Origin of the sequence: Bradyrhizobium sp. CCBAU 53421, from assembly GCF_015291625.1 — a bacterium.
Classification (GTDB): Bacteria; Pseudomonadota; Alphaproteobacteria; order Rhizobiales; family Xanthobacteraceae; genus Bradyrhizobium.
The window spans coordinates 68958-95333 of sequence record NZ_CP030047.1 but is presented as its reverse complement, the minus strand read 5'-3'; the positions used below and the strand labels follow the sequence as shown (position 1 = coordinate 95333).

At 66.0% G+C, this 26376-nt stretch carries 23 protein-coding genes; 11 read left to right on the top strand and 12 right to left on the bottom strand.

The window, feature by feature from the left end:
• Positions 1–80: 80 nt before the first annotated feature.
• Positions 81–1007, top strand: a complete 927-nt coding sequence (locus XH92_RS00410) for a hypothetical protein (protein WP_246788156.1) — start codon at positions 81–83, stop codon at positions 1005–1007.
• Positions 1004–2017, top strand: a complete 1014-nt coding sequence (locus tag XH92_RS00405) for a DUF2891 domain-containing protein (protein ID WP_194457479.1) — start codon at positions 1004–1006, stop codon at positions 2015–2017. The genes XH92_RS00410 and XH92_RS00405 overlap by 4 nt, the downstream gene beginning before the upstream one ends.
• A 71-nt stretch (positions 2018–2088) precedes the next feature.
• On the opposite strand, the gene XH92_RS00400 is transcribed toward XH92_RS00405, so the two are convergent.
• The 8 genes from XH92_RS00400 to ubiE all read right to left on the bottom strand — a co-directional run bounded on the left by XH92_RS00400 (position 2089) and on the right by ubiE (position 12041).
• Complete coding sequence (locus tag XH92_RS00400; protein WP_194461040.1) at positions 2089–2811, bottom strand: nucleotidyltransferase family protein; 723 nt, start codon at positions 2809–2811, stop codon at positions 2089–2091.
• 179 nt (positions 2812–2990) lie between these two features.
• Positions 2991–3308, bottom strand: coding sequence for a PilZ domain-containing protein (locus tag XH92_RS00395; protein WP_194457478.1), 318 nt, complete (start codon positions 3306–3308; stop codon positions 2991–2993).
• A 99-nt stretch (positions 3309–3407) separates the two neighbouring features.
• Positions 3408–4931, bottom strand: a complete 1524-nt coding sequence (tsaE, locus tag XH92_RS00390; protein ID WP_194457477.1) for a tRNA (adenosine(37)-N6)-threonylcarbamoyltransferase complex ATPase subunit type 1 TsaE — start codon at positions 4929–4931, stop codon at positions 3408–3410.
• Entirely contained in the window at positions 4928–7438 is a 2511-nt protein-coding gene (locus XH92_RS00385) for a PAS domain-containing sensor histidine kinase (protein ID WP_194457476.1), read from the bottom strand. Before XH92_RS00385 ends, tsaE begins: the two co-directional genes overlap by 4 nt.
• 326 nt (positions 7439–7764) lie before the next feature.
• Positions 7765–8223 carry a dUTP diphosphatase gene (gene dut, locus XH92_RS00380; RefSeq protein ID WP_194457475.1) on the bottom strand — a complete coding sequence of 153 codons (459 nt, stop codon included), beginning with the start codon at positions 8221–8223 and terminating at the stop codon, positions 7765–7767.
• Entirely contained in the window at positions 8220–9644 is a 1425-nt protein-coding gene (gene coaBC, locus XH92_RS00375) for a bifunctional phosphopantothenoylcysteine decarboxylase/phosphopantothenate--cysteine ligase CoaBC (RefSeq protein WP_210345530.1), read from the bottom strand. Before coaBC ends, dut begins: the two co-directional genes overlap by 4 nt.
• A 64-nt stretch (positions 9645–9708) precedes the next feature.
• The gene (gene ubiB, locus XH92_RS00370) at positions 9709–11283 is read right to left on the bottom strand and encodes a 2-polyprenylphenol 6-hydroxylase (protein WP_194457474.1); all 1575 of its coding nucleotides are present in this window, start codon (positions 11281–11283) and stop codon (positions 9709–9711) included.
• On the bottom strand, positions 11280–12041 hold the full coding sequence (gene ubiE / locus XH92_RS00365; protein ID WP_194457473.1) for a bifunctional demethylmenaquinone methyltransferase/2-methoxy-6-polyprenyl-1,4-benzoquinol methylase UbiE: 762 nt from the start codon (positions 12039–12041) through the stop codon (positions 11280–11282). The genes ubiB and ubiE overlap by 4 nt, the downstream gene beginning before the upstream one ends.
• A 119-nt stretch (positions 12042–12160) precedes the next feature.
• On the opposite strand from ubiE, the gene mutM reads away from it, so the two are divergent.
• From mutM to ggt, 3 genes are all read left to right on the top strand, one after another.
• Positions 12161–13042 carry a bifunctional DNA-formamidopyrimidine glycosylase/DNA-(apurinic or apyrimidinic site) lyase gene (gene mutM, locus XH92_RS00360; RefSeq protein WP_194457472.1) on the top strand — a complete coding sequence of 294 codons (882 nt, stop codon included), beginning with the start codon at positions 12161–12163 and terminating at the stop codon, positions 13040–13042.
• A 1-nt stretch (position 13043) separates the two neighbouring features.
• Positions 13044–13607 carry a GNAT family N-acetyltransferase gene (locus tag XH92_RS00355; RefSeq protein WP_194457471.1) on the top strand — a complete coding sequence of 188 codons (564 nt, stop codon included), beginning with the start codon at positions 13044–13046 and terminating at the stop codon, positions 13605–13607.
• Positions 13608–13715: 108 nt separating this feature from the next.
• The gene (gene ggt, locus XH92_RS00350) at positions 13716–15395 is read left to right on the top strand and encodes a gamma-glutamyltransferase (protein ID WP_194461038.1); all 1680 of its coding nucleotides are present in this window, start codon (positions 13716–13718) and stop codon (positions 15393–15395) included.
• Positions 15396–15696: 301 nt separating this feature from the next.
• Here the strand turns inward: ggt and XH92_RS00345 are convergent, their stop codons facing one another.
• Positions 15697–17055, bottom strand: coding sequence for a serine protease (locus tag XH92_RS00345; protein ID WP_194457470.1), 1359 nt, complete (start codon positions 17053–17055; stop codon positions 15697–15699).
• A 111-nt stretch (positions 17056–17166) separates the two neighbouring features.
• Here XH92_RS00345 and XH92_RS00340 point away from each other — a divergent pair, with 111 nt between their 5' ends.
• Positions 17167–17967 carry a molybdopterin-synthase adenylyltransferase MoeB gene (locus tag XH92_RS00340; protein ID WP_194457469.1) on the top strand — a complete coding sequence of 267 codons (801 nt, stop codon included), beginning with the start codon at positions 17167–17169 and terminating at the stop codon, positions 17965–17967.
• A 4-nt stretch (positions 17968–17971) separates the two neighbouring features.
• On the opposite strand, the gene XH92_RS00335 is transcribed toward XH92_RS00340, so the two are convergent.
• On the bottom strand, positions 17972–18979 hold the full coding sequence (locus XH92_RS00335) for an aldo/keto reductase (protein WP_194457468.1): 1008 nt from the start codon (positions 18977–18979) through the stop codon (positions 17972–17974).
• A 122-nt stretch (positions 18980–19101) separates the two neighbouring features.
• Here XH92_RS00335 and XH92_RS00330 point away from each other — a divergent pair, with 122 nt between their 5' ends.
• Positions 19102–20016 carry a LysR family transcriptional regulator gene (locus XH92_RS00330; protein ID WP_194457467.1) on the top strand — a complete coding sequence of 305 codons (915 nt, stop codon included), beginning with the start codon at positions 19102–19104 and terminating at the stop codon, positions 20014–20016.
• 460 nt (positions 20017–20476) lie between these two features.
• On the opposite strand, the gene XH92_RS00325 is transcribed toward XH92_RS00330, so the two are convergent.
• Positions 20477–21481 (bottom strand): D-glycerate dehydrogenase, encoded by a 1005-nt coding sequence (locus tag XH92_RS00325; RefSeq protein ID WP_194457466.1) that lies wholly within the window; start codon positions 21479–21481, stop codon positions 20477–20479.
• A 355-nt stretch (positions 21482–21836) separates the two neighbouring features.
• Between XH92_RS00325 and XH92_RS00320 the strand changes: the two genes are divergently transcribed.
• On the top strand, positions 21837–22361 hold the full coding sequence (locus tag XH92_RS00320) for an SH3 domain-containing protein (RefSeq protein WP_371817912.1): 525 nt from the start codon (positions 21837–21839) through the stop codon (positions 22359–22361).
• A 114-nt stretch (positions 22362–22475) separates the two neighbouring features.
• Here the strand turns inward: XH92_RS00320 and irrA are convergent, their stop codons facing one another.
• Positions 22476–22967, bottom strand: coding sequence for an iron response transcriptional regulator IrrA (gene irrA, locus XH92_RS00315; protein WP_305825865.1), 492 nt, complete (start codon positions 22965–22967; stop codon positions 22476–22478).
• Positions 22968–23297: 330 nt separating this feature from the next.
• On the opposite strand from irrA, the gene fabA reads away from it, so the two are divergent.
• The 3 genes from fabA (at position 23298) to fabV (ending at position 26343) form a co-directional block, all read left to right on the top strand.
• Positions 23298–23819, top strand: a complete 522-nt coding sequence (gene fabA / locus XH92_RS00310) for a 3-hydroxyacyl-[acyl-carrier-protein] dehydratase FabA (protein ID WP_016844716.1) — start codon at positions 23298–23300, stop codon at positions 23817–23819.
• Between the two features lie 43 nt (positions 23820–23862).
• A complete protein-coding gene (gene fabB, locus XH92_RS00305; RefSeq protein ID WP_194457464.1) occupies positions 23863–25086 on the top strand; it encodes a beta-ketoacyl-ACP synthase I in 1224 nt (407 codons plus the stop codon).
• 84 nt (positions 25087–25170) lie between these two features.
• On the top strand, positions 25171–26343 hold the full coding sequence (gene fabV, locus XH92_RS00300) for an enoyl-ACP reductase FabV (RefSeq protein WP_194457463.1): 1173 nt from the start codon (positions 25171–25173) through the stop codon (positions 26341–26343).
• The last annotated feature ends 33 nt before the right edge of the window (positions 26344–26376 follow it).

Genomic DNA, 26376 nt, shown 5'->3' with positions numbered 1-26376 from the left:
TGGCTATAAGAATAATCGATTTCAACAATGATTTGCCTGAGCCTACGGTCGCGCCGGACATGGCGACAAGGCGGAACGACTTGGGACGATCATTCGCGAGATTAATGCCGCGCGGGCCGACACTGCTGGTCATCGGTGTCCTGGCCGGGTTGGCTTTCCCTGCCCTGGCGGCCAGCGTGCGGCCGCTGATGGCGGCGGCGATCTTTGTCCTGGTGCTCGGGACCTTTCTCCAGGTCGACGGCGCGGCGTTCCGGCGGGCGCTGGGGCGTCCGCTGGTCTCGCTGCTGCTGCCGGCGCTGGCGATGCTGGCCTGCCCGCTTGCGGTCGGCTTCGTAGCACGCGGCGCCGGATTCCGGCCGGAGCTGATCGTCGCGTTGGTGCTGTCGGTGTGCGCGCCGCCATCGACCGGCACCGCCGCGGTCGCGCGCATGCTCGGCTTCGACGCGACCATTCCGCTCGCCGTGACGCTGCTGTCGATGGCGCTGGCCCCGGTGACGGTGCCGCTGATCGCAGCGGGGTTTGCCGGTCTTGCGCTCGATCCGCTGGCGCTCGCCGCGCGGCTCGCGCTGCTGGTTGTCGGCGCCGGCGCGCTGGCGCTCTTGCTGCGCCGTCAGGCTGCTGCGCGATTGGTGCAGCATTCGCATATCATCGACGCGCTTGTGCTCGCCTCGCTGCTCGTGTTCGCGATCTCGACCATGGCGGGGGTGCGTGCACAGATCGAAGCGCAGCCGGCCACCGCGCTGACCTTGGTGGGCCTTGCCTTCGCCTGCAATCTCGCTTTGCAGGCGTTCGGCGCCTTGCTCACGCCGGGACCGCTGGCCGAACGATTGACCACGGGCCTCATTCTCAGCAACCGCAATGTCGGGCTGGTCTGGTCGGCGATGGGCGCGGCGGTGTCGCCGATGACGGCGCTGTTCTTCGCCGCCACACAGTTTCCGATCTATATGATGCCGCGGCTGATCGAGATGCTGGTTCGGCGCGAGCGCAGGGAGAAAGCCTCATCATGAGCGAGACGATCCTGACCGAACACCTCGCCGTCCGCTTCGCCCGCATCGCGCTCGGCCATGTCACGCGCGAATATCCGAACAAGCCGGATCATGTGCTGGCCGGGCCGCAGGACGCACGCACGCCGCGCGAGCTGCATCCGGTGTTCTTCGGCAGCTACGACTGGCACTCCTGCGTCCACAGCACCTGGATGCTCGCCCGGCTGTTGCGCCGTTATCCGGCGTCCGAAGTAGCGGACGAGATCCGCACTCTGTTCGACGCGCAGTTTGTCACGGAGAAGGTCGCGGCCGAATGTGCCTATCTGGCGGCGCCGACGGCGCGCGGTTTCAAGCGGCCCTACGGCTGGGGCTGGCTGCTGAAGCTCGCGGCAGAGCTCTCGCTGCTCGACGAGACGCGCTGGCGCGAGCAGATCGCGCCGCTGGCCGCAATCTTCGGCCAGCGCTTTCGCGATTTCCTGCCGCTCGCCACCTATCCGGTGCGGGTCGGCACCCATTTCAACACCGCGTTCGGGCTCCGGATGGCCGCCGACTACGCCGCGGTGACGCAGGACGATGCGCTCGGTGCGCTGCTGCGCGAGACCGCGCTGCGCTGGTACGGCGCCGATCAGGATTGCCCCGCCTGGGGTGAGCCGAGCGGCGACGATTTCCAGTCGTCCGCGCTGATCGAAGCGGAATGCATGCGCCGGCTGCTGTCGCCGGGCGACTTCCTGCCCTGGTTCGACCGTTTCCTGCCACGGCTCGCAGAGCGCAAGCCCGCAACCCTGTTCCGGCCCGCGACGGTCACCGATCGCACCGACGGCAAGCTTGCGCATCTCGACGGACTCAATCTCAGCCGAGCCTGGTGCTGGCGCGCGCTCGCCGGCGCGTTGCCGGAAGCCGATGCGCGTCGCCCGATCCTGCTCGATGCTGCGCGAGATCATCTCGACGCCGGCCTGCCGCATATCGCCGGCGACTATATGGGCGAACACTGGCTCGCGAGTTTTGCGGTGCTCGCTATCGATGTCGAGGGTTGAGGGCGGCGCCAGATTCTAGTCTTGACGCGTTTTCTTCACGCGAACCGGTATCCACTTCGCTCGAAAACGCTCTACGCGACGCTTTCCAGGAAAGCGTCTTCTGCGGCCTGGATTGCGTCGGGGGTCCCGACATGCATCCAGACGCCATCGAGGCGCAGGCCGAACAGCCGCTCCTGCTCGTTGGCGCGGTCGAACATCTTGGTCAGCGAGAATTCGCCGGCCGGCGCGTCGGCGAACAGCGCCGGCGACATGATCGCGGCACCGGCATAGACGAACGGCACGACCTGGTTCTCCCGGCGCTTGCGCAGCGCGCCGTCCGGCAACATCGAATAGTCGCCGCGCCCGCTATAGCCGATGCTCGAGGCGGTCGGTGCCATCAGCAGCAGAATATCCATCCGCGCGGGGTCGAAGGTTTCCGCCAACCGCGCCAGGTTGGAGCGCACGCCGTCGATCCACATCGTGTCCGCGTTGAGATGGAAGAACGGCGCCTCGCCGAGCAGCGGCAGCGCCTTCACGACAGCGCCGCCGGTGCCGAGCACCTCGTCGCGCTCGTCGGAGATGATCACGCGCGGGAGGCTGCGGGGTTTGACGTGCTCGATGATCTGGTCGGGCAGATAATGCACGTTCACGACCGCTTCGCTGACGCCGGCGCCGGCGAGCTTGTCGAGCACATGGTCGAGCAGCGGCTGGCCGGCGACACTGACCAGCGGCTTCGGCATCGTGTTGGTCAGGGGACGCATGCGCACGCCGAGACCCGCAGCGAGCACCATGGCTTTATGGGGAGTGACGGGCATCTTCCGGATATTCTCGGTCATTATCTCTCATGCGCCGATCATATCACGGCGATTCGGCAAGCACATCGATCAGACGCCATAGTCACGGGACATGACGGCCGTAAGACGGCAATGGCGACCTTTGCGCCCGTTGGAGCATGATCTTGCCGGAAAGCCGTCTCCTCTCTCCGGATCATGCTCTAGACGTCGGCTTGCGCGCCGCGTTTGGCAGTTTTCTTCTTCTTGTCGCCTTGTTTAAGGAAGTTGACGCCGATCTGGTCGCCATTGACCCACGCCAATTCGCAGCGGCGATAGGCCAATCCTGTGGACGACAGCAGTAGAAAGAACTCCTTCAGGTTCAGGCCCTCGACCGAGCCTTCGACGGAGAGCTTGGCGCCCGTCTCCGACACGTCTTCCATGGTGCAGTCGCGCCGCCAGGTGCCGTCAATGCCCATCATGTGCGCGGCTATGCCGCGCTCAAACGTGACACGATCGCCCTTGCGTCGTTCCGTCCCCATCGTGTGGTCCTGCTCCCCGATCAGGCCGCACCCTGGATGACATGCGGCCTCCGCAACCTTAGGAGACCCAAGACTAATAAACGGCTAATAACCCGTAAACTAAGGTACTGGGGGAGGGACGTTGGCTGTGTACCAGATGCGGAAGGTGGCCAGTGCCGGATGGGCCAGCGACCGTTCGAGGTAGGTCCAGATCCGCGGCTGGTGCTTCAGATATTGCGGCTTGCCGTCGCGGCGGTTGAGCCGCGCAAAGGTGCCCAGCAGGCGGGTGTTGCGCTGCGCCGACATGATCGCATAGAGCTCGGCGAAGCCTGCGGCATCGAAGTTCTCGTCGGTGGCGCGCCGCGCCTTGATGTAGCGGGTCAGGAGCGACAGCTCGAGCTGCTCGGGCACGTCGATCCGGGCATCCTGCAGCAGCGACACCACGTCATAGGCCGCAGGGCCGAGCAGCGCGTCCTGGAAGTCGATGATGCCGACGCGCAGGATGCCGGTGCGCTCGGCCAGCCAGATGATGTTCGGCGAATGGAAGTCGCGGATCACCCAGGTCTGCGGTGCCGCGGCGGGCTTCTGCAAGACGCCACGCCACATCCCGAGGAAGTCGGTGCGGAGCTCCTCGCTTACCTGCACGCCGCGGTCGGGCAGGTACCATTCCAGCATCAGCCCGATCTCGATCAGCCAGGCGTCGATGTCGAACACGGGGATGTCGTAGCTCTCGTGCGATGTCAGCGGCAGTTGCTCCGGCAGCACCTCGCGATGCAGCGCCGCCAGCATGTCGACCGCGGCCTCGTACCGTTCGGCGATCGGCTGCGGCGGATCGCCCTCGATCACGCCCTCGGCGCCGAGATCCTCGGTGATGAGGAAGCCGGATTCGAGATCGATGTGGCGGATCGCGGGTGCGGAGAAGCCATGCTTGCGCAGGCCGTTTCCGATCGCGACGAACGGCCGGACGTCCTCGGCGAGATGCACTGCTGCGCTGTAGGACTGGCCGCTGTAGATCGCCGGGCCGTCGGGACGGCGCGGCGAGTTCATCAGGATGACGCTGCCGTCGTCGTTGCGCAGCCGCGCATAGGAGCGCGTCGAGGCATCGCCCGGCATCCGCTCGCGCCGGGCGTTGAGGAAGCCCGCGCGCTTGAGGAACTGGCGCAGCTCGTGGAGCCGCGCGACCTTCGCCGCGCCCTTGCCATAGCCGGTGATCTCGGCCGCGCGCGCCGCCGATCCGAGCGCCGGACGGTGGCTGAACGCGATGTCGATGCGGTCAGCGGGCATGGCGTCGGGCGCGCGCTCGGGCCACTCGATCAGCGCGACGATGTCGTCCGGCATGGGCGACAGCCCGATCTCCTCGAGCTCGCTGGCATCGTTGATCCGGTAGAGGTCGGCGTGAACCAGCGGAAACGACGGCAGCTCGTAAGTCTGCGCCAGCGTGAAGGTCGGGCTCGGCACTTCCAGCGCATCGTCGGCGGCGATGTAGCGGATCAGCGCGCGGGCGGCCGCGGTCTTGCCGGCGCCGAGATCGCCCGACAGCGTGATGACGTCGCCGGCGCCGATCAGCAGCGCGAGGTCGGCCATCAGCTCTGACGTCGCGGTTTCGTTCGCGAGCGCCACCGAGAATGTCGAGGTCGCCGTCATTCAGCAGCGTTGCGATGTGCGGTCTGGTCGATCGGGAAGTCGCAGGTCACGGTCGTGCCGCGGCCTACGGTCGAATCGACGCGCACCCGTCCGCCATGCAGTTCGACAAAGGAGCGGACCAGCGACAGGCCGAGCCCCGCGCCGCGATGCCGCGAGCCGTGCGAATGGCTCTCGAACCAGTTGAACACCTTGTCGCGCATCTCGGCCGGAATGCCGGGACCGGCGTCGGTCACCGAAAACACCACGCTATGCTCGGTGCGCTGCGCGCTGATCGTGACGGTGGCGTCATGCGGCGAGAAGCCGACCGCGTTGGCGAGCAGATTGTAGAGCACCTGCACCACGCGCCGCTCGTCGCCGATGAAGGCGCCGATATTGGGCTCGATATCGACCTTCAGCGTGATGCGGTCGGTCGCGAGACGGTCCTGGATGCCTTCGGCGGCGGCCTCGATCGCCTGGCCGATATTGACCGGGCCGAGCTCGAGCTTCATCGCGCCGGCGTCGATGGTGGCGAGATCGAGAATGTTGTTGGTCAGCGCCAGCAGCGCGTTGGTCGATTTGGTGACGTAGTCGAGATATTCGGCCTGCTTCGGCGTCAGCGGTCCGGTCGAGGGATCGCTGAGGAAATGCGCGAAGCCGATGATGGTGGTGAGCGGCGCGCGCAGCTCGTAGGAGACGTGGTGGACGAAATCCACCTTCATCTGGTCGGCGGCCTCCAGCGCCTCGTTGCGCTCGCGCAGCGCCCGCTCGACATTCTCGGTGTCGGTGATGTCCTGGAAGGCCAGCAAGGTCTTGCCGTCGGGCAGCGGGACGGTCATGCAGTTCAGCACGCTGCCGTCCCTGCGCTCGAGCTTGAGCGCGACCTGGGCGCGGTTCTCGATCGCGGTGATCGATTCGCGCAGCGTCCGCCAGGTCAGGGCGTCGTCGAATAGCGGCCGGCACAGCGCTTCCACCGCCTCGATGTGCGGTTCGCCCTGCAGCGCATCGGCCGGCAGCTTCCACATCTTGGCGAACGGCGGATTGAACAGTTCCGCGCGGCCGTTGCTGCCGAACACCGCGACCGCTTCGCCGAGATTGTCGAGGGTCTCGCGCTGCACTCGCGTCAGGCGGTCGTAGCGGCGCGCAAGGTCGAGGCTCTCGGTGACGTTGTCGAACAGGTAGGTGACGCCGCCCTCGAGGTTCGGCGTGGTGACGACGCTGATGGCGCGGCCGTCGGGCAGGAACCAGGTGTAGCTCTCGGATTCGACCGCGCGATAGGCCTCGTGCAGCTTGGCCTTCCAGGCGCGGAAGTCCGGCTGCTCGGGCAGCTTGCGATTGGCGCGCAGCCGGTCGAGCACGCTGGAATCGTCGGGATTGCTGTCGAGGAAGGCCTGGTCGAGGCCCCACAGCCGCCGATACGACTCGTTGTAGAAGGTGAGCCGCCGGTCGGCATCGAACACCGCGACGCCCGAGGAGAGTTGGTCGAGGGTGCGCCGGTGCGCCTCGACCATCCGCGCGATCGCCGCGCGCAGCGCCGCGGCTTCGCTGGCGTCGATCGCGATGCCGGCGCTGCCGCCGGAGAGTTTCAGCGCCTGGACGTCGTAGATCCGCCGCTCGCCGCTGACCACGATCGGCAGTCGTGCGGCATAATTGGCATTGTCGTTCAGCGCGCGGGTCAGTTCGCTGCGCTGGTCGCTTTCGAGCAGCTCGAGGTTCCGCTGCAGCGCGTCCGACACGCTCTTGCCCTCAGTGGCGCGGACATAGGCCGCGTTGGCATAGCGCAGATTGCCCTCGAGGCTCTTGGCCCAGATCGGCCACGGCGCGGCGGCGGCGAAATCGCGCAGCAGCTCGGTCTCCTCCTGCAGCGTCTTGTAGCGCAGGTTGGATTCGGCGAGTTCGCGGCGCAGGCCGCCGAGTTCGCGGATCCGCACGATGGCCTGGCCGCCGATCGCGCGGCCCATCGCCTCGATGGCGCGGCCGGCCGAGGTCGAGAGGTTGAGCAGGAACGCCTCGCCCTTCTCGCGCAGCGCGTCGACCGCGTGGTCCATCTGCAGCGCCGGCTCGGGCGGCAGCCAGGTTCCGAATGCCAGGATGCGTTGCGGCGCGCTCTCCTGCGACATCACCAGCGAGACGTCGCCCGAGATCTGCGGCCGGTTGTCGCCCGCGGCCCAGGAGATCAGCACCTGCGGTTCGACGAACAGCAGCGCGCGCAGCCGGTCCGATTGCGCCTGCAGGTCCGTGATCTCGGACTGCAGCTGCTCCTCGTTCCGCGTCGCGCGCAGACGGGTGCGCATCAGGAGGATCGCGGCGACGGCGGAGAAGCCGACCAGCGCGAACGACGTCGCGAGAACCGCGACCTCCTGGTGATTGAAGCCGAAATGATCCGACAGCGCCTGGGTCACCAGGCTCTCGGCGGCGAACGAGGTGCGAGCCGGCAGCAATGCGGTGATGGCGAGCCCAAGCATGCCGTCGCGCGCCAGTGAGGTGCATGACAGCAGGGTTCGACGCATTGCCGCGACTACGCCCGACATATGTTGCCCCAGAACGCACAAACCTTAAGGCATGATCCGGAAAACAGCAGAACCGGTATTCCCTCACGGCAAACGTTGGACGTTTGTCCGGGGATCATGCCCAAGCAGGACCCGACAGCCCGACGAAGACCCCCCGTCGCGCTCGAATCAATCCAGAATAGTCCCAACGGGACTCGGCGAGTAAGAGTCCAGACCGTGAACGCAGAATCCGCTGTGAAAAAATGCGGCGGCTGACGTGGATTTTACGCGAATTGACTCCGTATTCGTGCGGAGCGCGCGTTCGAAGCGTGATCTCGCGGAGAGGTCCGCACACTTGTCGTCGCGCTTTAGCGTCCGGTCGAGCCGAAGCCGCCGCTGCCGCGCCCGGTCGGCGGCAGCACGTCGACCGGAACCAGCTCGGCCCTTGTGACCGGTGCGATCACCATCTGCGCAATGCGCTCGCCGCGCCGGATCGAGAATACCTCGTGGCCGTGATTGATCAGCAGCACATTGATCTCGCCGCGATAGTCGGCGTCGATCGTGCCGGGCGAGTTCAGCACCGTGACGCCGTATTTGGCGGCGAGGCCGGAACGCGGCCGCACCTGCGCCTCATAGCCCGGCGGCAGCGCGATCGTCAGCCCGGTCGGAACCATCTCGTAGCGCCCCGGCAGCAGTAGCAGCGGTGCCGACCGCGGCACCGCCGCAAGCAGGTCGAGGCCGGCCGCATCGGCGGTCTGGTAGATCGGCAGCAGAAGATCTGCGCCATGCGGCAATTGGTGGACTTCGACCTTGATGGTGGCGCTCACGATGCGGTTCCTACGGCTCTGGCGATGCGCGACACCAGCGCGGTCGCGACCTCTTCCTTGGTCATGACCGGCCAGGAGTCGACGGTGACATCCTTGCCCTCGCGCGAGAGCAGATGAACGGTATTGCGGTCACCGCCCATCACGCCGGTTGCCGGCGAGACGTCGTTGGCGACGATCCAGTCGCAGCCCTTGCGCGCGAACTTGGCCTTGGCGTTCTCGATCAGATGCTCGGTCTCGGCGGCAAAGCCGATCACCAGCGGCGGCCGCTTCTCCTTCAGCTTCGAAATCGTCGCGAGGATGTCGGGATTTTCGACCAGTTGCAGCGGCGGCATGCCGGCCGCGGTCTTCTTCAGTTTCTGGCTGCCTTCGGTCGCGACCCGCCAGTCGGCGACCGCAGCCGCGAAGATCGCGACGTCGACCGGCAGCGCCGCCTCGACCCGGTGCAGCATGTCGCGCGCGGACTCCACGCGCATCACGGAAATGCCCTGGGGGTCGCCGAGCTCGACCGGGCCGGTCACCAGCACCACCTCGGCGCCGGCGGCACGCGCGGCGGCGGCGATGGCAAAGCCCTGCTTGCCGGACGAGCGGTTGGCGATGTAGCGGACCGGATCGATCGCCTCATGGGTCGGGCCGGCGGTGATCAGCACGCGCTTGCCGGCGAGCGGGCGCGGCTGCGGTGGCCGCAGCATGCGGTCGGCGGCGGCGGCGATCTCGACAGGTTCCGCCATCCGCCCGATGCCGGCCTCGCCGGCCTCCGCCATCTCGCCGGCGTTGGGGCCGACCGTGTGGACGCCGTCGCGGCGCAGTTGCAGCACGTTGCGGCGGGTGGCCGGGTTGTTCCACATCAGCGGGTTCATCGCCGGCGCCAGCAGGATCGGCCGGTTGGCCGCCAGCAAGGTGGCGGTGGCGAGGTCGTCGGCGTGGCCCTGCGCCATCTTGGCCATCAGGTCGGCGGTCGCCGGTGCCACCACGATCAGATCGCAGTCCCGCGCCAGGCGGATATGGCCGGCGTCGAACTCGCTCTCGGCGTCGAACAGGTCGGTGTAGACGCGCTCATGCGACAGCGCGCTGGCGGCCAGCGGCGTGACGAACTGCTGGGCCGCCTTGGTCAGCACGCAGCGGACCTGGATGTGCCGCTCCTTGAGCCGCCGGATCAGATCCAGCGCCTTGTAGGCCGCGATGCCGCCGCCGATGATCAGGGTCACGCGGGGCTCGCCGGCCACGCCGGTGACCCGTGGAGCGGGGGCTGCAACCGCCAGGGAACCCGCGCCGGGCGCCTCAGCGGGCTCCGTACCGCCGTCTGCGAGGTCCCGGAGGATGACCCGGATCTCCTCCTCGACCGAGCGCCCGTTCCTGGCGGAGCGCAGCCGCAGATAGGCCTTCAGCGTGTCGTCGAGTTTGCGGATGGTCAGGCTGGCCATGGCATGCCCCCGGCATCATGCTCAAATATGATAGCGATGCTATCATATAGTGCATGCATTGCAATCAGTGCGCCCGGATGGCGAAAAAGATCGCGATGGAGGCGATCGCAATGACCCAGAGGCCGACGGTCTGCACCCGCGCCTTGCGGGCCTCGGCGCGGGCCATTTCGTCGATCGAATCCGACGACAACATGTGGCCCTCCAGCGTCATGGTCTCCAACTGTTCGAGCACCGTCACGGCGCGGTTGGCGATCGACGGCAGGTTGGCGATGATGCGGCTGAGCTCGCCAACACCCGATAGCGCGCCTTGGATGCGTCCGGCCGGGCCGAGATTCTGCGTGATCCATTCGCGCACGACGGGGTCGGCGATCTTCCAGATGTCGAGCTTGGGGTCGAAGCCGCGCGCCACGCCCTCGACCACCACCATGGTCTTCTGCAGCAGGATCAGTTCGGGCCGCGTCTGCATGTCGAACAGGCCGGTGACCTCGAGCAGAAGCGTCAAGAGCTTCGCCATCGAGATTTCCTCGGCGGTACGGTTGTGGATCGGCTCGCCGATGGCGCGGATGGCTTGCGCGAAATTCTCCACCGAATGATGACCGGGCACATAGCCGGCCTCGAAATGCACCTCGGCGACCCGCCGATAGTCGCGGGTGATGAAGCCGAGCAGGATCTCGGCGAGGAAGCGCCGCTCCTTCAGCCCGAGCCGCCCCATGATGCCGAAATCCACGGCAACGAGGCGGCCGGTCTCGTCGAGGAACAGGTTGCCCGGATGCATGTCGGCGTGGAAGAAGCCGTCGCGCAGCGCATGGCGCAGGAAGCTCTGGATCACCTTGCGGCCGAGGTCGGGCAGATCGACCTCGGCCTGCTTCAGCCGGGCGTGATCGTTCAGCGCGATGCCGTCGATCCACTCCATCGTCAGCACGCTGTGCGCGGTGCGATCCCAATCCACCGCGGGCACGCGGAAATCCGGATCGTCGCGGGTGTTCTCGGCCATCTCGGACAGCGCGGCCGCCTCGAGCCGCAGGTCCATCTCCATCGCGACCGAGCGCGACATCGTGTTGATGACCTCGATCAGCCGCAGGCGCCGCGCCTCGGCGGAATGCGCCTCCGCCTTGTGCGCGACAAAGAAGAAGTCGCTGAGGTCGCGGCGGAAGCGTGCGGCGACGTTGGGTCGGAGCACCTTGACCGCAACCTGGTGCCGCACGCCGTCGCGCTCGACCTCGGCGCGATGCACCTGTGCGATCGAGGCGGCGGCGACCGCCGGACCGAGCTGCACAAAGGCCTGCGCCAGCGGCCGTTCCAGCGATTGCGCGATGACAGTCTCGGCCTCTTCCTGCGCGAACGGCGGCAGCCGGTCCTGCAGGCTTTCGAGATCGCGCGCCATCGCGACGCCGACCACGTCGGGCCGGGTGGCGAGGAATTGCCCGAGCTTGAGATAAGCGGGCCCGAGCCGGGTCAGCGCGCGCGACAGCCGCGGACCGGACTTGGCGGTGCGGCGCTCGATCAGCCGCGCCAGCTTCAGTGCGAGTTGCCCGGGCGGCGGCACCAGCGCGGGATCGACGACGCCGAACACGCCCTCGCGCGCAAACACGAAACCGGCGCGGGCAAGGCGCGCGATGTGGGAAAATGCAGAGATCACAAACGCCAGCCCGAATGCAGCGCCACGATGCCGCCGGAGAGGCTCTGCCACTTCACGCGGGCGAAGCCGGCGGCGCCGATCATGTCGGCGAACGCGCTCGGCCGCGGGAATTTGCGGATCGACTCGACGAGATATTGATAGGACTCGGCGTCGCCGGTGACGGCGCGGCCGAGCGGCGGGATCACCTTGAAGGAGAACAGATCGTAGATCTTGTCGAGGCCGGGCACGTCGACGGTGGAGAATTCCAGGCACAGGAAGCGGCTGCCGGGCTTGAGCACCCGGTAGGCTTCGCGCAGTGCGAGGTCGATCTGCGGCACGTTGCGGATGCCGAACGCGATCGTGTAGGCGTCGAACGAACGGTCGGCGAAGCCCAGCGTCTCGGCATTGCCTTCGACGAACGACACGTGGTCGTCGAGATGTTGCCTGGTGGCGCGCTCGCGGCCGACCGCGAGCATGTCGGTATTGATGTCGCAGACCGTGGCATGGAAGCCGGCGCCCGCGCTTCTGGCGGCCCGGAACGAGATATCGCCGGTGCCGCCGGCGACATCGAGCAGCGCGAACGGCCGGTCGCCCTTTGGCGGGTCGAGCGCCGTGATCATGACGTCCTTCCAGGCCCGGTGCAGGCCTGCCGACATCAGATCGTTCATCAGGTCGTAGCGCGACGCCACGCTGTGAAACACGTCGTTCACCAGCGTCTGCTTCTCGCCCAGGGGCACGTCCCTGAAGCCGAAATGGGTGGTTTGATCCGGCCGATCCATCACTCAGAACTCTTACCCTTGTTGGTCGCGTTTTCTTCGCTCGAAAACGCCCCAGCCAAACCATAGCGCGGCGGCCGCAATGGCGCTATCACGTCACTTCCAAAAGGTGAATGCCTGCCATGCCGGAATTACCCGAAGTCGAGACCGTCCGCCGTGGCCTGCAACCGGCCATGGAAGGGTCCAAAATCCTCAAGGCCGAGGCCCGCCGCAAGGATTTGCGGTTTCCGTTTCAAAAAGACTTTATCGCCCGCCTCGAGGGCCGGACCATCACCGGGCTCGGCCGCCGTGCCAAATATCTGATGGCGGACCTGAACTCCGGCGATGTGCTGCTGATGCATCTCGGCATGTCGGGCTCGTTTCGCGTGCTGAAGCAGGAGGGCGCGGCGGCGCCGGGGCAATTCCACCATCCGCGCAGCGAGGACCGCGCGCACGATCACGTCGTGTTCCACATGTCGTCGGGCGCGGCCGTCGTGTTCAACGATCCCAGGCGCTTCGGCTACATGAAGATCATCGCCCGCAATGCGATCGAGGATGAACCGCTGCTGAAGGGGCTCGGCCCCGAGCCGCTCGGCAACGAGTTCGATGCGGCGATGCTGGCGCGCTCCTGCCACAACAAGAAGACCAGCCTGAAGGCCGCGCTGCTCGATCAGCGCGTGGTGGCGGGACTTGGCAACATCTATGTCTGCGAGGCGCTGTTTCGCTCGCATCTGTCGCCGCGGCGATTGGCCGCGACGCTTGCAACGAAGAAAGCCGAGCCCACCGACCACGCCAGGCGGCTCGTCAACGCGATCCATTCGGTGCTCAACCAGGCGATCAAGGCCGGCGGCTCCTCGATCAGCGACCATCGCTTGACCAACGGCGATCTCGGCTATTTCCAGCATTCGTTCCAGGTCTACGACCGTGAGGGCGAGACCTGCCGCACCTCTGGCTGCGGGGGCATCGTCCGGCGCTTCACCCAGAACGGCCGCTCCACGTTCTGGTGCCCGAAGTGCCAGAAATAGCATGTTCGCGACGCCACGCATCGAGACGCAACGCCTGATCCTGCGGCCGCTTGCACTGTCGGATGCCGCAGCGATCCAGCGTCACTTCAACAATTGGAACGTGATCAGGACGCTCGCCACCGTGGTGCCGTGGCCGTATCCCGACGACGGCGCCGAGAGCTTTATCAAGCGCGAGCTCGACAAGATCGCCGCCGGCGAGGAAAGCTATCAATGGGTGCTGGTGTTGCGTGCCGGCGATGGCGGGGCGATCGGCAACATCAATTTCCGTCCGCGCGCCGACGGTCGCAAGGGCAATCGCGGGTTCTGGCTCGCCGAGCCTTACTGGAACCAGGGTCTCATGACCGAGGCGATCGCCGCGGTGAATGATTTCGCCTTCCTGACGCTCGGCCTCGATCACTTCCATGTCTGCAACGCGCAGTCCAACGTCGCCTCGCGCCGGGTCAAGCAGAAGACCGGCGCCGAATTTGTCGGCTTCGTCGAGCTTTCGCACCACAATGGCGAGTCACGGGCGGAGAAGTGGAAGGTCACGCGCGAGACCTGGCTGCGCGATCGCGCGGCGACGTGACCCCAGTTGCGAATGCCGCCGCGAGGAAGGTTGCGGCGGCTTGACCGCGCCTGCGAGGCCGGAGAACATGGCGCCCATCGCTCCCCAAAAAACGAGAACACAATGGCGATGAACGGCAACTGGCGCGATCGTGCCGCGACCAGCTTTCAGTGCGAGAAGCAGCCGGCTACCAGCAGCCGCGGCATGGTGGTGAGCAATCATCCGCTGGCATCGAGCGCCGGCGCCGAGATGTTAGCTGCCGGCGGCAATGCGATCGACGCGGCGATCGCCACTCTGTTCACGCTGACCGTGGTCGAGCCGATGATGGTCGGCATCATCGGCGGCGGCATGGCGCATATTCGTCTCGCCGACGGCAGCCATCGCTTCATCGACGGCCAGAGCACGGTGCCGCAGGCGGTGAAGCCGGATACCTACACCTCGAAGCCCGGTTCGGCGCATGACGTGTTCGACACCGTCGGCAACGAGAATCTGAACGGGCCGAAGGCGGTCGCGGTGCCGGGGTCGCTGAAGGCCTGGTGCGAAACGCTGCGCCGCTTCGGCACCATGAGTCTGGCCGACGTGATGCAGCCCGCGATCAAGCATGCCGCGCGCGGCTACGCGGCGACGCCTTATCTGCACGAATGCATCACCGACGGCGCCGCGGAGATGCTGAAGGACAAGCCGATTGCGGCGATCTATCTGCCCGACGGCAAGCCGCTGAAGCCGGGCGAGCGCGTGGTGCAGGCGGAATATGCCGAGACGCTCAAATACATCGCCGATCATGGCGACAACGCGCTCTACCAGGGGCCGCTCGGCGACATCCTGGTCGACTACATGAAAAAGAATGGCGGCTTCATCGCGCAGGGCGATCTCGCGACCTACAAGACAGTCGAGCGGCAGCCGATCCGCTGCGACTATCGCGGCTGGGAAATCCTCGGGCCCCCGCCGCCCGCGGCGTCGGGCGTGCACATCACGGAGATGCTCAACATCCTCGAAGGTTATGACATCGCGCGCCTCGGCTTCGGCACGGCCGAGACGATCCATTATCTTGCCGAGGTGCTGAAGATCGCCTTTGCCGATCGCGAAGCCGCAAGCGGCGATCCCGCCTATATCAACGTGCCGGTGGAACGGCTGACCTCGAAGGCCTACGCCGACGAGCGCCGCCGCGCCATCGATCCCGATCGTGCGCAGGTGTGGGGTGCCGGCGTCAGCCAGCTCGAAGGCGCGCACACCACGCACATGACCGCGGCGGATGCGATGGGCAACGTGGTCGCGACCACCCAGACCATCAACAATCTGTTCGGCGCCAAGATCCTGATCCCGGGCCTCGGCACCGTGCCGAACAATTACATGAACCTGTTCGATCCGCGGCCGGGCCACGCACTGTCGCTGGCGGCAGGCAAGCGCGTCACCACCTCGATGTCGCCGATGATGGCGCTGCGCGACGGCAAACTGGCTTACGCACTCGGGCTGCCCGGCGGCAAGCGTATCTTCCCGAGCGCGATGCAGGCGCTGATCAATCTGATCGATCACGGCATGGACCTGCAGGAGGCGGTCGAGGCGCCGCGGGTGTGGACCGAGGGCAATGCGCTGGAGGTCGAGCAGGCGGTGCCGGAGAGCATTCGTACCGCGCTGTCGGCGAAAGGCCACAAGGTGCAGGTCGTGCCGACGGTTGCCGGCGGCATGAACGCGATCCAGTTCCACGGCGACGGCACCATGTCGGGCGCGGCCTGCTGGCGCGCCGACGGCACGCCGGTCGGCATTGCCGGCGGCCTTGCTCGTGCCGGGGTGCGGTTTGCGTTGAGGTGAGGTCGACTACGCTGTTTGACAGGTTGAACCGAGCACCATCCTCAGCGTCGTCCTGGCGAAAGCCAGGACCCATTACCCCAGATCTCATTGTTGTGCGATGACGGGGCCGCGATCCGGTTTCATCGCTGAATGCGGTGATTATGGGTCCTGGCTTTCGCCAGGACGACGTGTGGGAAGAGCTGTGGATGTCATACGCGCGAAAGCTCGTAGCCCGGATGCAGCGAAGCGCAATCCGGGACCGGTCGCGCCGGCGGCGAGAGCCGCCCCGGATTGCGCTTCGCTCCATCCGGGCTACGGAGTTCTACTTCCTGACGCAGATCGCGCGGACCACGGCGGCCTTGGCGTCCGCCGATTCGCCTGACGCGGTGACGCCGTGCGCCTTCAGGAAGTTGCGCACCGTCTCTGCCGGCACCAAAGCGGCCTGCGCCTGTGGCGCAGCATTGGCCGGGCCTGCAACGATGACCGGCTTCAGCACTGCAATGCCGGCAAACTTGCCGCCGCCGTCGAGGGCCGCCGCGCCGGAGAACCCGAGCGCGGGCGGCGGTGACAGCGCCTGGTCGCCGCCGCCGAGTTGCGCCACCGAGGCCTTGACGTTGCTCGCGGCCGCGCCGCCGCCCTGGTTCTGCGGGTCGGCGATGCCGGTGATGTCGAGCGCGGTCTGCGTCGCCTGGCCGGCGATGTTGAGCGGCTTCAGCCCGCGCGCGCCATAGATGCGCAGCAGAGCGAGATCGTGCTCCTTGTCCGCGGCGACCCGGTCGGCATTGCCATAGCCCGGGATCGTCAGCGCGATGCAATCGTCGGTCGCGACGCGATCGGTGATGATTGCGCCATCGTCGCTGACCACGACGCCGGTGGCGTATTCGACGGTCTTGCGCGGCGGCGGCCCGACCTGCACGCCGGACGGAAATGCGTTGAAGGCGCTCGACATCGCGATCACCACCGGCTCGACGGTGGTCTGCATCGCCTGGTCATAGAGGATGGTGAGGATGCGGACCTCGTCGCCTTTCAAGGTGCCCCGCAGATAGAACTTCTTCAGCCCCTGCATGCCCGACAGCACGAAGAAATCCGGCTTCACCACGGTGTAGTCGATGGTGCGGCCGGCCGGCTCCTTCTTTTCCTGCTCGGCAAGCTTCGCGGTGGTCGGGCTTGCCTCCTTGCGCCGGGCCAGCAGCACCTGGACGGTGCCGGTCGGCGAGGTCCATTTGGCGCCGGAGGCGTCGCTGGTCAGCTGCGGCACCAGCTTGGTGGGGATGCCGAGCCGCGCGCCGGTTGCGGGTTCGGTGACGATCCGCCAGCCGACGCTCTCCTGCTTGCGCCGCGCGGTGTCGGCGAGCACGCCGCGCTCCTGCGGGTTCAGCACGCCGGTCGGCTTGCCGCCGCGGTTCTTCTGGAATTCCTTGATCGCATTGACCATGCGCTCGCTGACGTCGCCGGTAATCGCGCCGTTATATTCGCCGACCCAGGCGAGGTCGGATTGCAGCGCCAGCCGCTCGGCCTGCGCCATCGCGCCCGCGGTATCCTCCGGCTTCTGCAACGCGGGACGAACCGGCACGGTCGTCACCGTCTTCGGCTTGGCCCCGGCCGTCGTCGGCGGCGTCAATTGGGCGTGCGCAGTACCGATGGCGGCGACCATCAATGTTGCCGAAAGCATCAATCTCATGACAAATCCGGGGGAAATGACTGATACCATTGACGTCCACGCAATTAAGCACATCTGCTTGGTCGGCAACAACCGCGCTCCGGTTCAGGGAACAGCGCGCAGGACATCAAGATGCTGAGTGCCGACGAACTTGAACGCTATGCCCGTCACATCGTGCTGCGCGAGGTGGGCGGCCCCGGCCAGAATGCTCTGAAGAATGCGTCGGTGCTGGTGATCGGCGCCGGCGGCCTCGGCGCGCCGGTGCTGATGTATCTGGCCGCCGCCGGCGTCGGCCGGCTCGGCGTGATCGACGACGATATCGTCTCGCTCTCCAATTTGCAGCGCCAGATCATCCACACGACGTCCGACATCGGCAAGCGCAAGGTCGACAGCGCGGCGGCGCAGATTCATGCGCTCAATCCGCACGTGAAATTCGAGGCGCATCCGATGCGACTCACCGCCGACAATGCGATGGCGCTGATCGGAAATTACGATCTCGTGCTCGACGGCTCCGATAATTTCGAAACCCGCTATCTCGTCGCCGATGCCTGCTTCCTCGCCAAGCGGCCTCTGATCACGGCGGCACTCGGCCAGTTCGACGGTTCGCTGACCACGATCCGCGCGCACGAGAAGAATGGGGACGGCGTGTTCAACCCGACCTATCGCTGCCTGTTCCCGGAGGCGCCACCGCCGGGCACGGTGCCGGCCTGCGCCGAGGCCGGCGTGATGGGGGCGCTGGCCGGCCTCATGGGATCGATGATGGCGCTGGAGGCGATCCGCGAGATCGTCGGTTTCGGTGAGGGCCTGGTCGGCCGCCTCCTGATGGTGGATGCGCGCGCGATGCGGTTCGAAACCCTGCGCTACGCGCGCGATCCGCAGAACCCGCTCAACGGTGATGCACCAGGCATCACCGACCTGAGCGCGCATCGGTAGTCCGTTACGACGCCGTCGCAGGCTTCTCGCTGTCCATGTGCCGCAGGTGCTCCTCCGGATAGCGTCCGCCGGCGGCAGCGCCAGGCGGAAATGCTTCGGCGAGTGCGGCAAGATGCGCCGCGGTCAGCTTCACGTCGAGCGCGCCGAGCGCTTCGGTCAGCCGCTCGCGCCGCCGTGCGCCGACCAGCGGCACAATGTCCTTGCCTTGCGCTGCGACCCAGGCGATCGCGACCTGCGCCGGGGAGGCGCCGATCTCGCCGGCGATGGCGCGCAGCCGATCGGCGAGCGCAAGGTTGGTGTCGATGTTGCCGGCCTGGAAGCGGGGGCTCAGCAGGCGGAAATCCTTTTCGCCTGCGTGGTGCTTCGACCAGTGTCCGCTGATCAACCCGCGCGCCAGCACGCCATAGGCTGATATGCCGATGCCGAGTTCGCGGCAGGTCTTCAGGATGTCGGTCTCGATGCCGCGCGAGATCAGCGAATACTCGATCTGCAGATCGGCGATCGGATGCACCTTGTGGGCGCGGCGGATGGTGTCGGATCCAACCTCCGACAGGCCGATATGCCTGATCCAGCCGGCCTTGATCATGTCGGCCATCGCGCCGACCGTGTCCTCGATCGGCACGTTGGGATCGAGCCGCGCCGGGCGATAGATATCGATGTGATCGACGCCGAGCCGCTGCAGCGAATAGGCGACGAAATTCTTCACGGCATTGGGCCGGCAGTCGTAGCCGAGGAAGCCGTAGTTGCGGTCGCGCAGCGCGCCGAACTTGACGCTGATCACGAGATTGTCGCGGCTACGGCTCTCCATCGCCTCGCCGATCAGCATCTCGTTGTGACCCATGCCGTAGAAGTCGCCGGTGTCGAGCAGCGTGATGCCGGCCTCGAGCGCGGCATGGATGGTAGCGATGCTCTCGCTGCGGTCGGTCGGACCGTAGAAGTCCGACATGCCCATGCAGCCGAGGCCGATCAGCGAAACAGTCGGGCCGGTGGAACCGAGTTTGCGTGCGTCCATGGTGGTGTTCCCAAGATGTTGCGACGGATGATCCGCCGCCAAAACGACGCGGCTGATATGGGCCGATCCGGCCTTTGGGATAAGCTGGACAATGCCGAATGGGTTGTTCACTATATCGAACAATGCAGGATTTCGACCTTCGCGACCTCGACGCCTTCGTGGCGGTGGCGCGCACGCGCAACTTCCGACGCGCGGCGCTGGAGAGCCGCGTCTCGGTCTCGAGCCTCAGCCAGCGCCTGCGCGACCTGGAGGAGCGGCTCGGCGTTCGCCTGATGAACCGCACCACCCGCAGCGTCGCGCTGACCGAGGCCGGCGAGTTGCTGCTCGCCCGGGTCGCGCCGGCCATGGTCAACGTCGCCGACGCGATCACCGAGGTGCGCGGCCTGCGCGCCGAACCGTCGGGGCGGCTGCGCATCAACGCGCCGCCGCCGGCGGTCGATCTCGTGCTGGCGCCGATGATCGCGCCGTTCCTCGCCAGATATCCGCAGATCGATCTCGATATCGTGGCCGAGAGCGCGTTCGTGGACATCGTCGCGCAGGGTTTTGACGCCGGCGTGCGCTATGGCGAGCATCTGGCGCAGGACATGGTGGCGATCCCGCTCGGCGCACAGCAGCGCTACGCGGTGGTGGCGTCGAGCGATTATGTCGCGAGGCACGGCCGGCCGATGCATCCGAAGGATCTGCTCAAGCATGCCTGCATCCGCACCCGCTTCGGCAGCGGTGCGATCTTCGACTGGGAGTTCGAGAAGAACGGCCGCGTCGTGAAGGTCTCACCGCCGGCCAGGCTGATCGCGACCTATCTCGGCCTCGCGCTGCGTGCCGTGCACGACGGCGTCGGCTACTGGGCGACGTTCGAGGGCTATGTCCGCTACGGCGTGAAGTCCGGCGCCCTGGTCAGCGTGCTCGACGACTGGTGCCCTCCGTTTGACGGACCGTTTCTCTATTATCCAAGCCGCCGCCAGCCGCCGCCCGCACTCGCCGCGTTCGTGGCGTTCGTCGCCGACTGGCGCAAGCAGGTGCGGCGGAAGACCAGATAGATGGTTCTTATCCTCCCCTGGAGGGGTCGAGACGAGCGAAGCTCGCTCTGGGATCGGCGCGAATGAAATGAGCCACGAGGTGGGGTGACAGTCTCTCCACTCGAACGCTGTCCGCTTTGAGAGATCACCCCACCCCACCCCAGCTCACATTCCGCTTCGCTTCATGTGAGCTGACCCTCCCCCTCCAGGGGAGGGTGCCGGCCGCACCGGCTACTTTGCATGGGGTTGTTTTCGATATTTTGGCAGCTCGCCCGTGCAACGGCAGGGCTACAGGTCTCTCTCCCCCCTTCCCCCTGAAAGGGGGAAGGTCGGGATGGGGGTCCAGCCACGCGCACCGTCGCTCGCGGAGAGAGATGATCCCCACCCGCTTTGCTCTGGCGAGCAAAGCGACCCCCCCTTTTCAAGGGGAGGTTGGAGCTGCGTGGCGTAGATGGAACGCGGCGTAATCCCGGCTACGAAATCATAGCATGCTCGGCAGCACGCGGTCCGGCGGCTTGTGGGCGTCGAGGAAGGTTCGGATGTTGATGATCACCTTCTCGCCCATCTCGACGCGGCCTTCGATGGTGGCCGAGCCCATGTGGGGCAGCAGTGTGACCTTGCCGGCCCGGGCGAGCCGCACCAGCTTCGGGTTCACCGCGGGCTCGTGCTCATAGACGTCGAGGGCTGCGCCGCCGATATCGCCGGCTTCGATCAGCTTGATCAGCGTGTCCTCGTCGATCACCTCGCCGCGCGCGGTGTTGACGACATAGGCTTCCTTGCGGATCAGCTTGAGCCGCCGCGCCGAGAGCAGATGATAGGTCGCCGGCGTGTGCGGGCAATTCACCGAGATGATGTCCATCCGCGCCAGCATCTGGTCGAGGCTTTCCCAATAGGTCGCCCCGAGCTCTTCGGCGATCATGGGCGCCACGGGGCGGCGGTTGTGATAGTGGATCTGCAGGCCGAAGGCGCGGGCACGGCGCGCCACGGCCTGGCCGATGCGGCCCATGCCGACGATGCCGAGCCTCTTTCCGCCGATGCGGTGGCCGAGCATCCAGGTCGGCGACCAGCCGGCCCAGTGCTGCTTGCCTTCGGTCAGGATCGAGGCGCCCTCGATCAGGCGCCGCGGCACCGCCAGGATCAGCGCCATGGTCATGTCGGCGGTGTCCTCGGTCAGCACCTTCGGGGTGTTGGTCACGGTGATGCCGCGGGCATGCGCCGCGGTGACGTCGATGTTGTCGACGCCGTTGCCGAAATTGGCGATCATCTTCAGCTTGCAGTCGGGCTGATTGATCACGTCTTCGCGGATCAGGTCGGTCACGGTCGGCACCAGCACGTCGGCGGTCCTCGCCGCCTCGGCGATCTGTTCCGGCGTCATCGGCGTGTCGTCGAGATTCAGTCTGGCATCGAACAGCTCGCGCATCCGGGTCTCGATCGAGTCCGGCAGCTTGCGGGTGACGACGACGAGAGGCTTTTTCTTCACCGACATGTCCTGCTTTCATGAGGCGCGCGGCCCGTCAAAAACCGAGCCGTTGAGGCCTCATTAACCCGGTTGTTCGACACTGCTGATAGCCGCGCTGTCCCGGCGTTTCCTTCGCGTTTCCTAGGGTTCCCCGATACTTGTCCCGGCTTTCGCAAAGGGGCGACGTCGGGAAATTCGGGTGTTCTGGCTCTCAGACGTTCCGTCCTCTCTAGCAGAAGGCCGGGCCAAGACAAGAACCCCTCGGAGCCATGCGGGCGGGAACGAACAGCGTAGGCGCAGCGGCCTTCGGGCATGGGTTTCGATTGGGTTTGGGTTGCAGCTCGCCGAATGCGGGTTGGGCATCTCGGCAGGAGACGAGTTGATGGTCTGGCGTTTCGGTTCATTGGTGGCCCTGGTCGGGAGCATGCTGAGTGCGTCGGTCAGCCCGGGACATTCCGCCAAGGATTTGAGCCCAACCACCAGCGGCCTGCCGATTCCGCGCTATGTCAGCCTGAAATCCGATCATGTGAATGTCCGCGCCGGCCCGACCAAGGACAATGACGTCGCCTGGGTCTATACGCGCTCGGGGCTGCCGGTCGAAATCACCGCCGAGTTCGAGAACTGGCGCCGGGTGCGCGATTCCGAGGGCGCCGAGGGCTGGGTCTATCACTCCCTGCTGTCCGGCCGCCGCACCGCGGTCGTCACGATGAAGAACAAGGACGATCTGGCCTCGCTGTACGATCGTCCCGACGCCACCAGCGCCATCGCGGCGCGGCTCCAGGCCGGCGTCGTCGCCCAGGTCAAGAAATGCGCCAATAACTGGTGCCGGGTCACCGGCAACGGGTTCGACGGCTGGATCGAGCAGCAGCGTCTGTGGGGCGTCTACGCCGACGAGAAGGTGGACTGACGCAACAGGCCACTGGTCATCGCCGGGCTTGACCCGGCGATCCATCAAAGAAGATTCTTGATTGAGAGCGCTGGATGCGCGGGTCAAGCCCGCGCATGACAACCGATGCCGGGCTCAGCGCTTCTTGCGCAGCCGCACGACCATGTCGACGCGGGAGATCTCGTAACCGTCGGGCACGTCGGGCATCTTCGACAGCACGAGGTTCGGGTCGGGAATGTCGACCAGCTCGTGATTGTGCTCGAGATAGAAGTGGTGGTGGGTCGACACGTTGGTGTCGAAATAGGTCTTGGTGCCGTCGACGCTGACCTGGCGCAGCAGGCCGGCATCGGTCAGCTGGTTAAGCGTGTTGTAGACGGTCGCCAGCGACACCGGAACCTTGGCCAGCGTAGCTTCCTCGTACAGCATTTCAGCGGTCAGGTGGCGGGCGCCCTTGCCGAACAGCAGCCAACCCAGCGCCATGCGCTGGCGGGTCGGCCGGAGGCCGGCAGACTGCAGCATCTCGTTGACGTCATGCCACGGGCAGCCGGTCAGGGCAGGGTGGTGCCCCGCGCCCCGCGCAGCCGGGTGCACGGCATCATCGTTCACAGCCGGTACTTGCTCGTTCATATCCACTCTATGCACCCAACTCAGGCAATATTCCTCATAAATATAAAAAGGATGCCTATCAGATGCAAGTTTTTCGCAACTAGAACGAATCCAAGCTGCGGTAGAAACCTAAGGAGAAGCGGTAATTTATCATGGGAATGCCGCTTTGCCGCCCAGTTAGCCGTATGTTAGAGAGCGCGCGGACCACATATGCGCTTTCGGCAGAGATAACAGGCCGGTGGCGTACCCAGGTAGCGCCAAGATGCGGGACGGGATATTCCGGTTCCCGTGGGTAGATTAAGGTCCGACCAAGCAAAAGCGCTTCATCGGGACATCAGAGGTGGAAAGAGGATGCTGGATCGGCGCGGCGGTTACGAATACGAGGATTTGCTGGCTTGCGGGCGGGGCGAGCTTTTTGGTCCCGGCAACGCCCAGTTGCCGCTGCCGCCGATGCTCATGTTCGATCGGATCAGCGAGATCTCGGAGAATGGCGGCGAGTTCGGCAAGGGGCTGGTGCGCGCCGAGCTCGAAGTGAAACCGGATCTCTGGTTCTTCGGCTGTCATTTCAAGAACGACCCGGTGATGCCGGGCTGTCTCGGCCTCGATGCCATGTGGCAAATGGTCGGCTTTTACCTTGGCTGGATCGGTGGCGAAGGTCGTGGCCGCGCGCTCGGTCTCGGCGAGCTGAAGTTCTCCGGACAGGTGCTGCCGCACGCGCGCAAGGTTGTGTACAACATCGATATCAAGCGCGTGATGCGGTCAAAGCTCGTGCTTGGAATTGCCGACGGGTGGCTTTCCATGGACGACGAGATTATCTATCGCGCCAAGGACTTGAAGGTCGGTTTGTTCAAGCAGGGCACGGCGCCATCTTGAGCAGGATCATCATGCGGCAACATAAAGGCAGGGCGAGGCGAACATGAGGCGGGTTGTCATCACGGGGATGGGTATCGTCTCGTCCATCGGTAACAACACCCAGGAAGTGCTTGCGAGCCTCTACGAGGCGAAGTCGGGCATTACGCGTGCGGAGAAGGCCGCCGAGCTCGGCTTCCGGTCGCAGGTTCACGGTGCACCGACGCTCAATCCCGCCGAGGTGATCGATCGCCGCGCGATGCGGTTCCTTGCCGAGGGTGCGGCCTGGAATCACGTTGCGATGGAACAGGCGATCCGCGACTCCGGCCTCGAGGAGAACGAGGTCTCCAACATCCGCACCGGCATCATCATGGGATCCGGCGGACCGTCGACGCGCACGCTGGTAGAGGCCGCCGACATCGCGCGCGCCAAGGGCCCGAAGCGCGTCGGTCCGTTCGCAGTGCCGAAGGGGATGTCGTCGACCGCATCGGCGACGCTCGCGACCTGGTTCAAGATCAAGGGCGTGAACTATTCGATCTCCTCGGCCTGTGCGACGTCGAACCATTGCATCGGCAACGCCTATGAGACGATCCAGATCGGCAAGCAGGACATCATCTTCGCCGGCGGCTGCGAGGAACTCGACTGGACGCTGTCGGTGCTGTTCGACGCCATGGGCGCGATGTCGTCGAAGTATAACGACACGCCGGCGACCGCCTCGCGTCCCTACGACATCAGCCGCGACGGCTTCGTGATCGCCGGCGGCGCAGGTGTCGTGGTGCTCGAAGAGCTCGAGCATGCCAAGGCGCGCGGCGCGAGGATTTACGCCGAGGTCGTCGGCTACGGCGCGACCTCCGACGGCTACGATATGGTGGCGCCATCGGGCGAGGGCGCCGAGCGCTGCATGCGCATGGCGATGTCGACGGTGAACACGCCGGTCGACTACATCAATCCGCACGCCACCTCGACGCCGGCCGGCGATCCGCCGGAGATCGAGGCGATCCGCAAGGTGTTCGGTACCGGCGACAAGTGCCCGCCGATCTCGGCGACCAAGGCGCTGACCGGCCACTCGCTCGGTGCCACCGGCGTGCAGGAGGCGATCTACTCGCTGCTGATGCTCAACAACGGCTTCGTCTGCGAGAGCGCGCATATCACCGAGCTTGATCCGGCCTTCGCCGACATGCCGATCGTGCGCAAGCGCATCGACAACGCCAAGCTCGGCACGGTGCTGTCGAACTCGTTCGGCTTCGGCGGGACCAACGCCACGCTGGTGTTCAAGCGGCTTGATGCCTGATCCGGTTTTCACATCCTCTCGCCTGCGGCGCGAAGCCCGCGGGCCGCGAATGGGGACATTGCAACGATCCGAAGTGGGGTGGGAATGATTATTGAACCGCGCGTGCGAGGCTTCATCTGCACGACGGCACATCCCGTCGGCTGCGCCACCAATGTCCGCGAACAGATCGCCTACGTTCTGAAACAGGGCCCGATCGCCGGCTGCCCGAAACGCGTTGCCGTGCTGGGCTGCTCGACGGGTTACGGTCTCGCGAGCCGCATCGTCGCGACCTTCGCCGGCGGCGCCGATACGATCGGCGTGTCGCTGGAGCGCGAGCCTTCGGAAAAGCGAAACGCCAGCGCCGGCTGGTACAATAATCGCGCTTTCGAGATCGAGGCCGGGAAGATCGGACGCTCGCCGCTCACGCTGGAGGGCGATGCCTTCTCCGACGAGATGAAGAAGGACTTCATCGAGCGCGTCCGCGAAAAATTCGGACAGCTCGACATGCTGGTCTACAGCATGGCCGCGCCGGTCCGCACCGACCCGGACACCGGCAAGACCTATCGCTCGGTGATCAAGCCGCTGGGTGCGCCGGTCGAGATCAAGACGCTCGACACCGAGACCGGCGAAGTGTTCCAGACCACCCTCGAGCCTGCGAACGAGGAGCAAACCGCGGCCACGGTCGCGGTGATGGGCGGCGATGACTGGAAGCGCTGGATCGACCAGCTGGCCGATGCCGGCGTGCTGGCGCCGGGCTTCCGCACGCTCAACTACACCTATATCGGCAGCGAGCTGACCTGGCCGATCTACTGGAACGGCACGCTCGGCCGCGCCAAGGTCGATCTCGACAACAAGGCGGAAGCGATCCGGGGCCGGCTTGATGCGGATGCCGCCCGCGTCGTCGCGCTGAAGGCCGTGGTCACCCAGGCGAGCTCGGCGATCCCGGTGGTGCCGCTCTACGGCACGGTGCTGTTCAAGGTGATGAAGCAGCTCGGCCTCCATGAAGGCTGCATCGAGCAGATCGACCGCCTGTTCCGCACGAAGCTCGGCAAGGATGTCGCGCTCGACGACGCGCAGCGCGTCCGGGTCGACGACTGGGAGCTTTCGCCCGAAGTGCAGACGGAAGTGTCGCGGCGCTGGCCGCTGCTCACCACCGAGACGCTCGGCGAATTGGCGGATCTCCAGGAGTACAAGAGCCAGTTCCTCCGCCTGTTCGGCTTCGGCATCGACGGCGTCGACTACACGCAGGACGTCGATCCGCGCGTCGTGCCAGGCTAGGCCGTTCGGAAATTCACGGCTTCGCTCCATCCG

Coding starts and splice junctions, on each gene's coding strand:
- tsaE (WP_194457477.1), bottom strand. CDS start 4,931: ATGACGGCGACCTCGACATTCTCGGTGGCGCTCGCGAACGAAACCGCG.
- coaBC (WP_210345530.1), bottom strand. CDS start 9,644: ATGGCCAGCCTGACCATCCGCAAACTCGACGACACGCTGAAGGCCTAT.
- XH92_RS00385 (WP_194457476.1), bottom strand. CDS start 7,438: ATGTCGGGCGTAGTCGCGGCAATGCGTCGAACCCTGCTGTCATGCACC.
- XH92_RS00335 (WP_194457468.1), bottom strand. CDS start 18,979: ATGGACGCACGCAAACTCGGTTCCACCGGCCCGACTGTTTCGCTGATC.
- XH92_RS00325 (WP_194457466.1), bottom strand. CDS start 21,481: ATGTCGGTGAAGAAAAAGCCTCTCGTCGTCGTCACCCGCAAGCTGCCG.
- XH92_RS00395 (WP_194457478.1), bottom strand. CDS start 3,308: ATGGGGACGGAACGACGCAAGGGCGATCGTGTCACGTTTGAGCGCGGC.
- XH92_RS00340 (WP_194457469.1), top strand. CDS start 17,167: ATGCTGAGTGCCGACGAACTTGAACGCTATGCCCGTCACATCGTGCTG.
- XH92_RS00355 (WP_194457471.1), top strand. CDS start 13,044: ATGTTCGCGACGCCACGCATCGAGACGCAACGCCTGATCCTGCGGCCG.
- XH92_RS00345 (WP_194457470.1), bottom strand. CDS start 17,055: ATGAGATTGATGCTTTCGGCAACATTGATGGTCGCCGCCATCGGTACT.
- ggt (WP_194461038.1), top strand. CDS start 13,716: ATGAACGGCAACTGGCGCGATCGTGCCGCGACCAGCTTTCAGTGCGAG.
- XH92_RS00330 (WP_194457467.1), top strand. CDS start 19,102: ATGCAGGATTTCGACCTTCGCGACCTCGACGCCTTCGTGGCGGTGGCG.
- ubiE (WP_194457473.1), bottom strand. CDS start 12,041: ATGGATCGGCCGGATCAAACCACCCATTTCGGCTTCAGGGACGTGCCC.
- mutM (WP_194457472.1), top strand. CDS start 12,161: ATGCCGGAATTACCCGAAGTCGAGACCGTCCGCCGTGGCCTGCAACCG.
- irrA (WP_305825865.1), bottom strand. CDS start 22,967: ATGAACGAGCAAGTACCGGCTGTGAACGATGATGCCGTGCACCCGGCT.
- fabV (WP_194457463.1), top strand. CDS start 25,171: ATGATTATTGAACCGCGCGTGCGAGGCTTCATCTGCACGACGGCACAT.
- XH92_RS00400 (WP_194461040.1), bottom strand. CDS start 2,811: ATGCCCGTCACTCCCCATAAAGCCATGGTGCTCGCTGCGGGTCTCGGC.
- XH92_RS00405 (WP_194457479.1), top strand. CDS start 1,004: ATGAGCGAGACGATCCTGACCGAACACCTCGCCGTCCGCTTCGCCCGC.
- fabA (WP_016844716.1), top strand. CDS start 23,298: ATGCTGGATCGGCGCGGCGGTTACGAATACGAGGATTTGCTGGCTTGC.
- fabB (WP_194457464.1), top strand. CDS start 23,863: ATGAGGCGGGTTGTCATCACGGGGATGGGTATCGTCTCGTCCATCGGT.
- XH92_RS00320 (WP_371817912.1), top strand. CDS start 21,837: ATGGTCTGGCGTTTCGGTTCATTGGTGGCCCTGGTCGGGAGCATGCTG.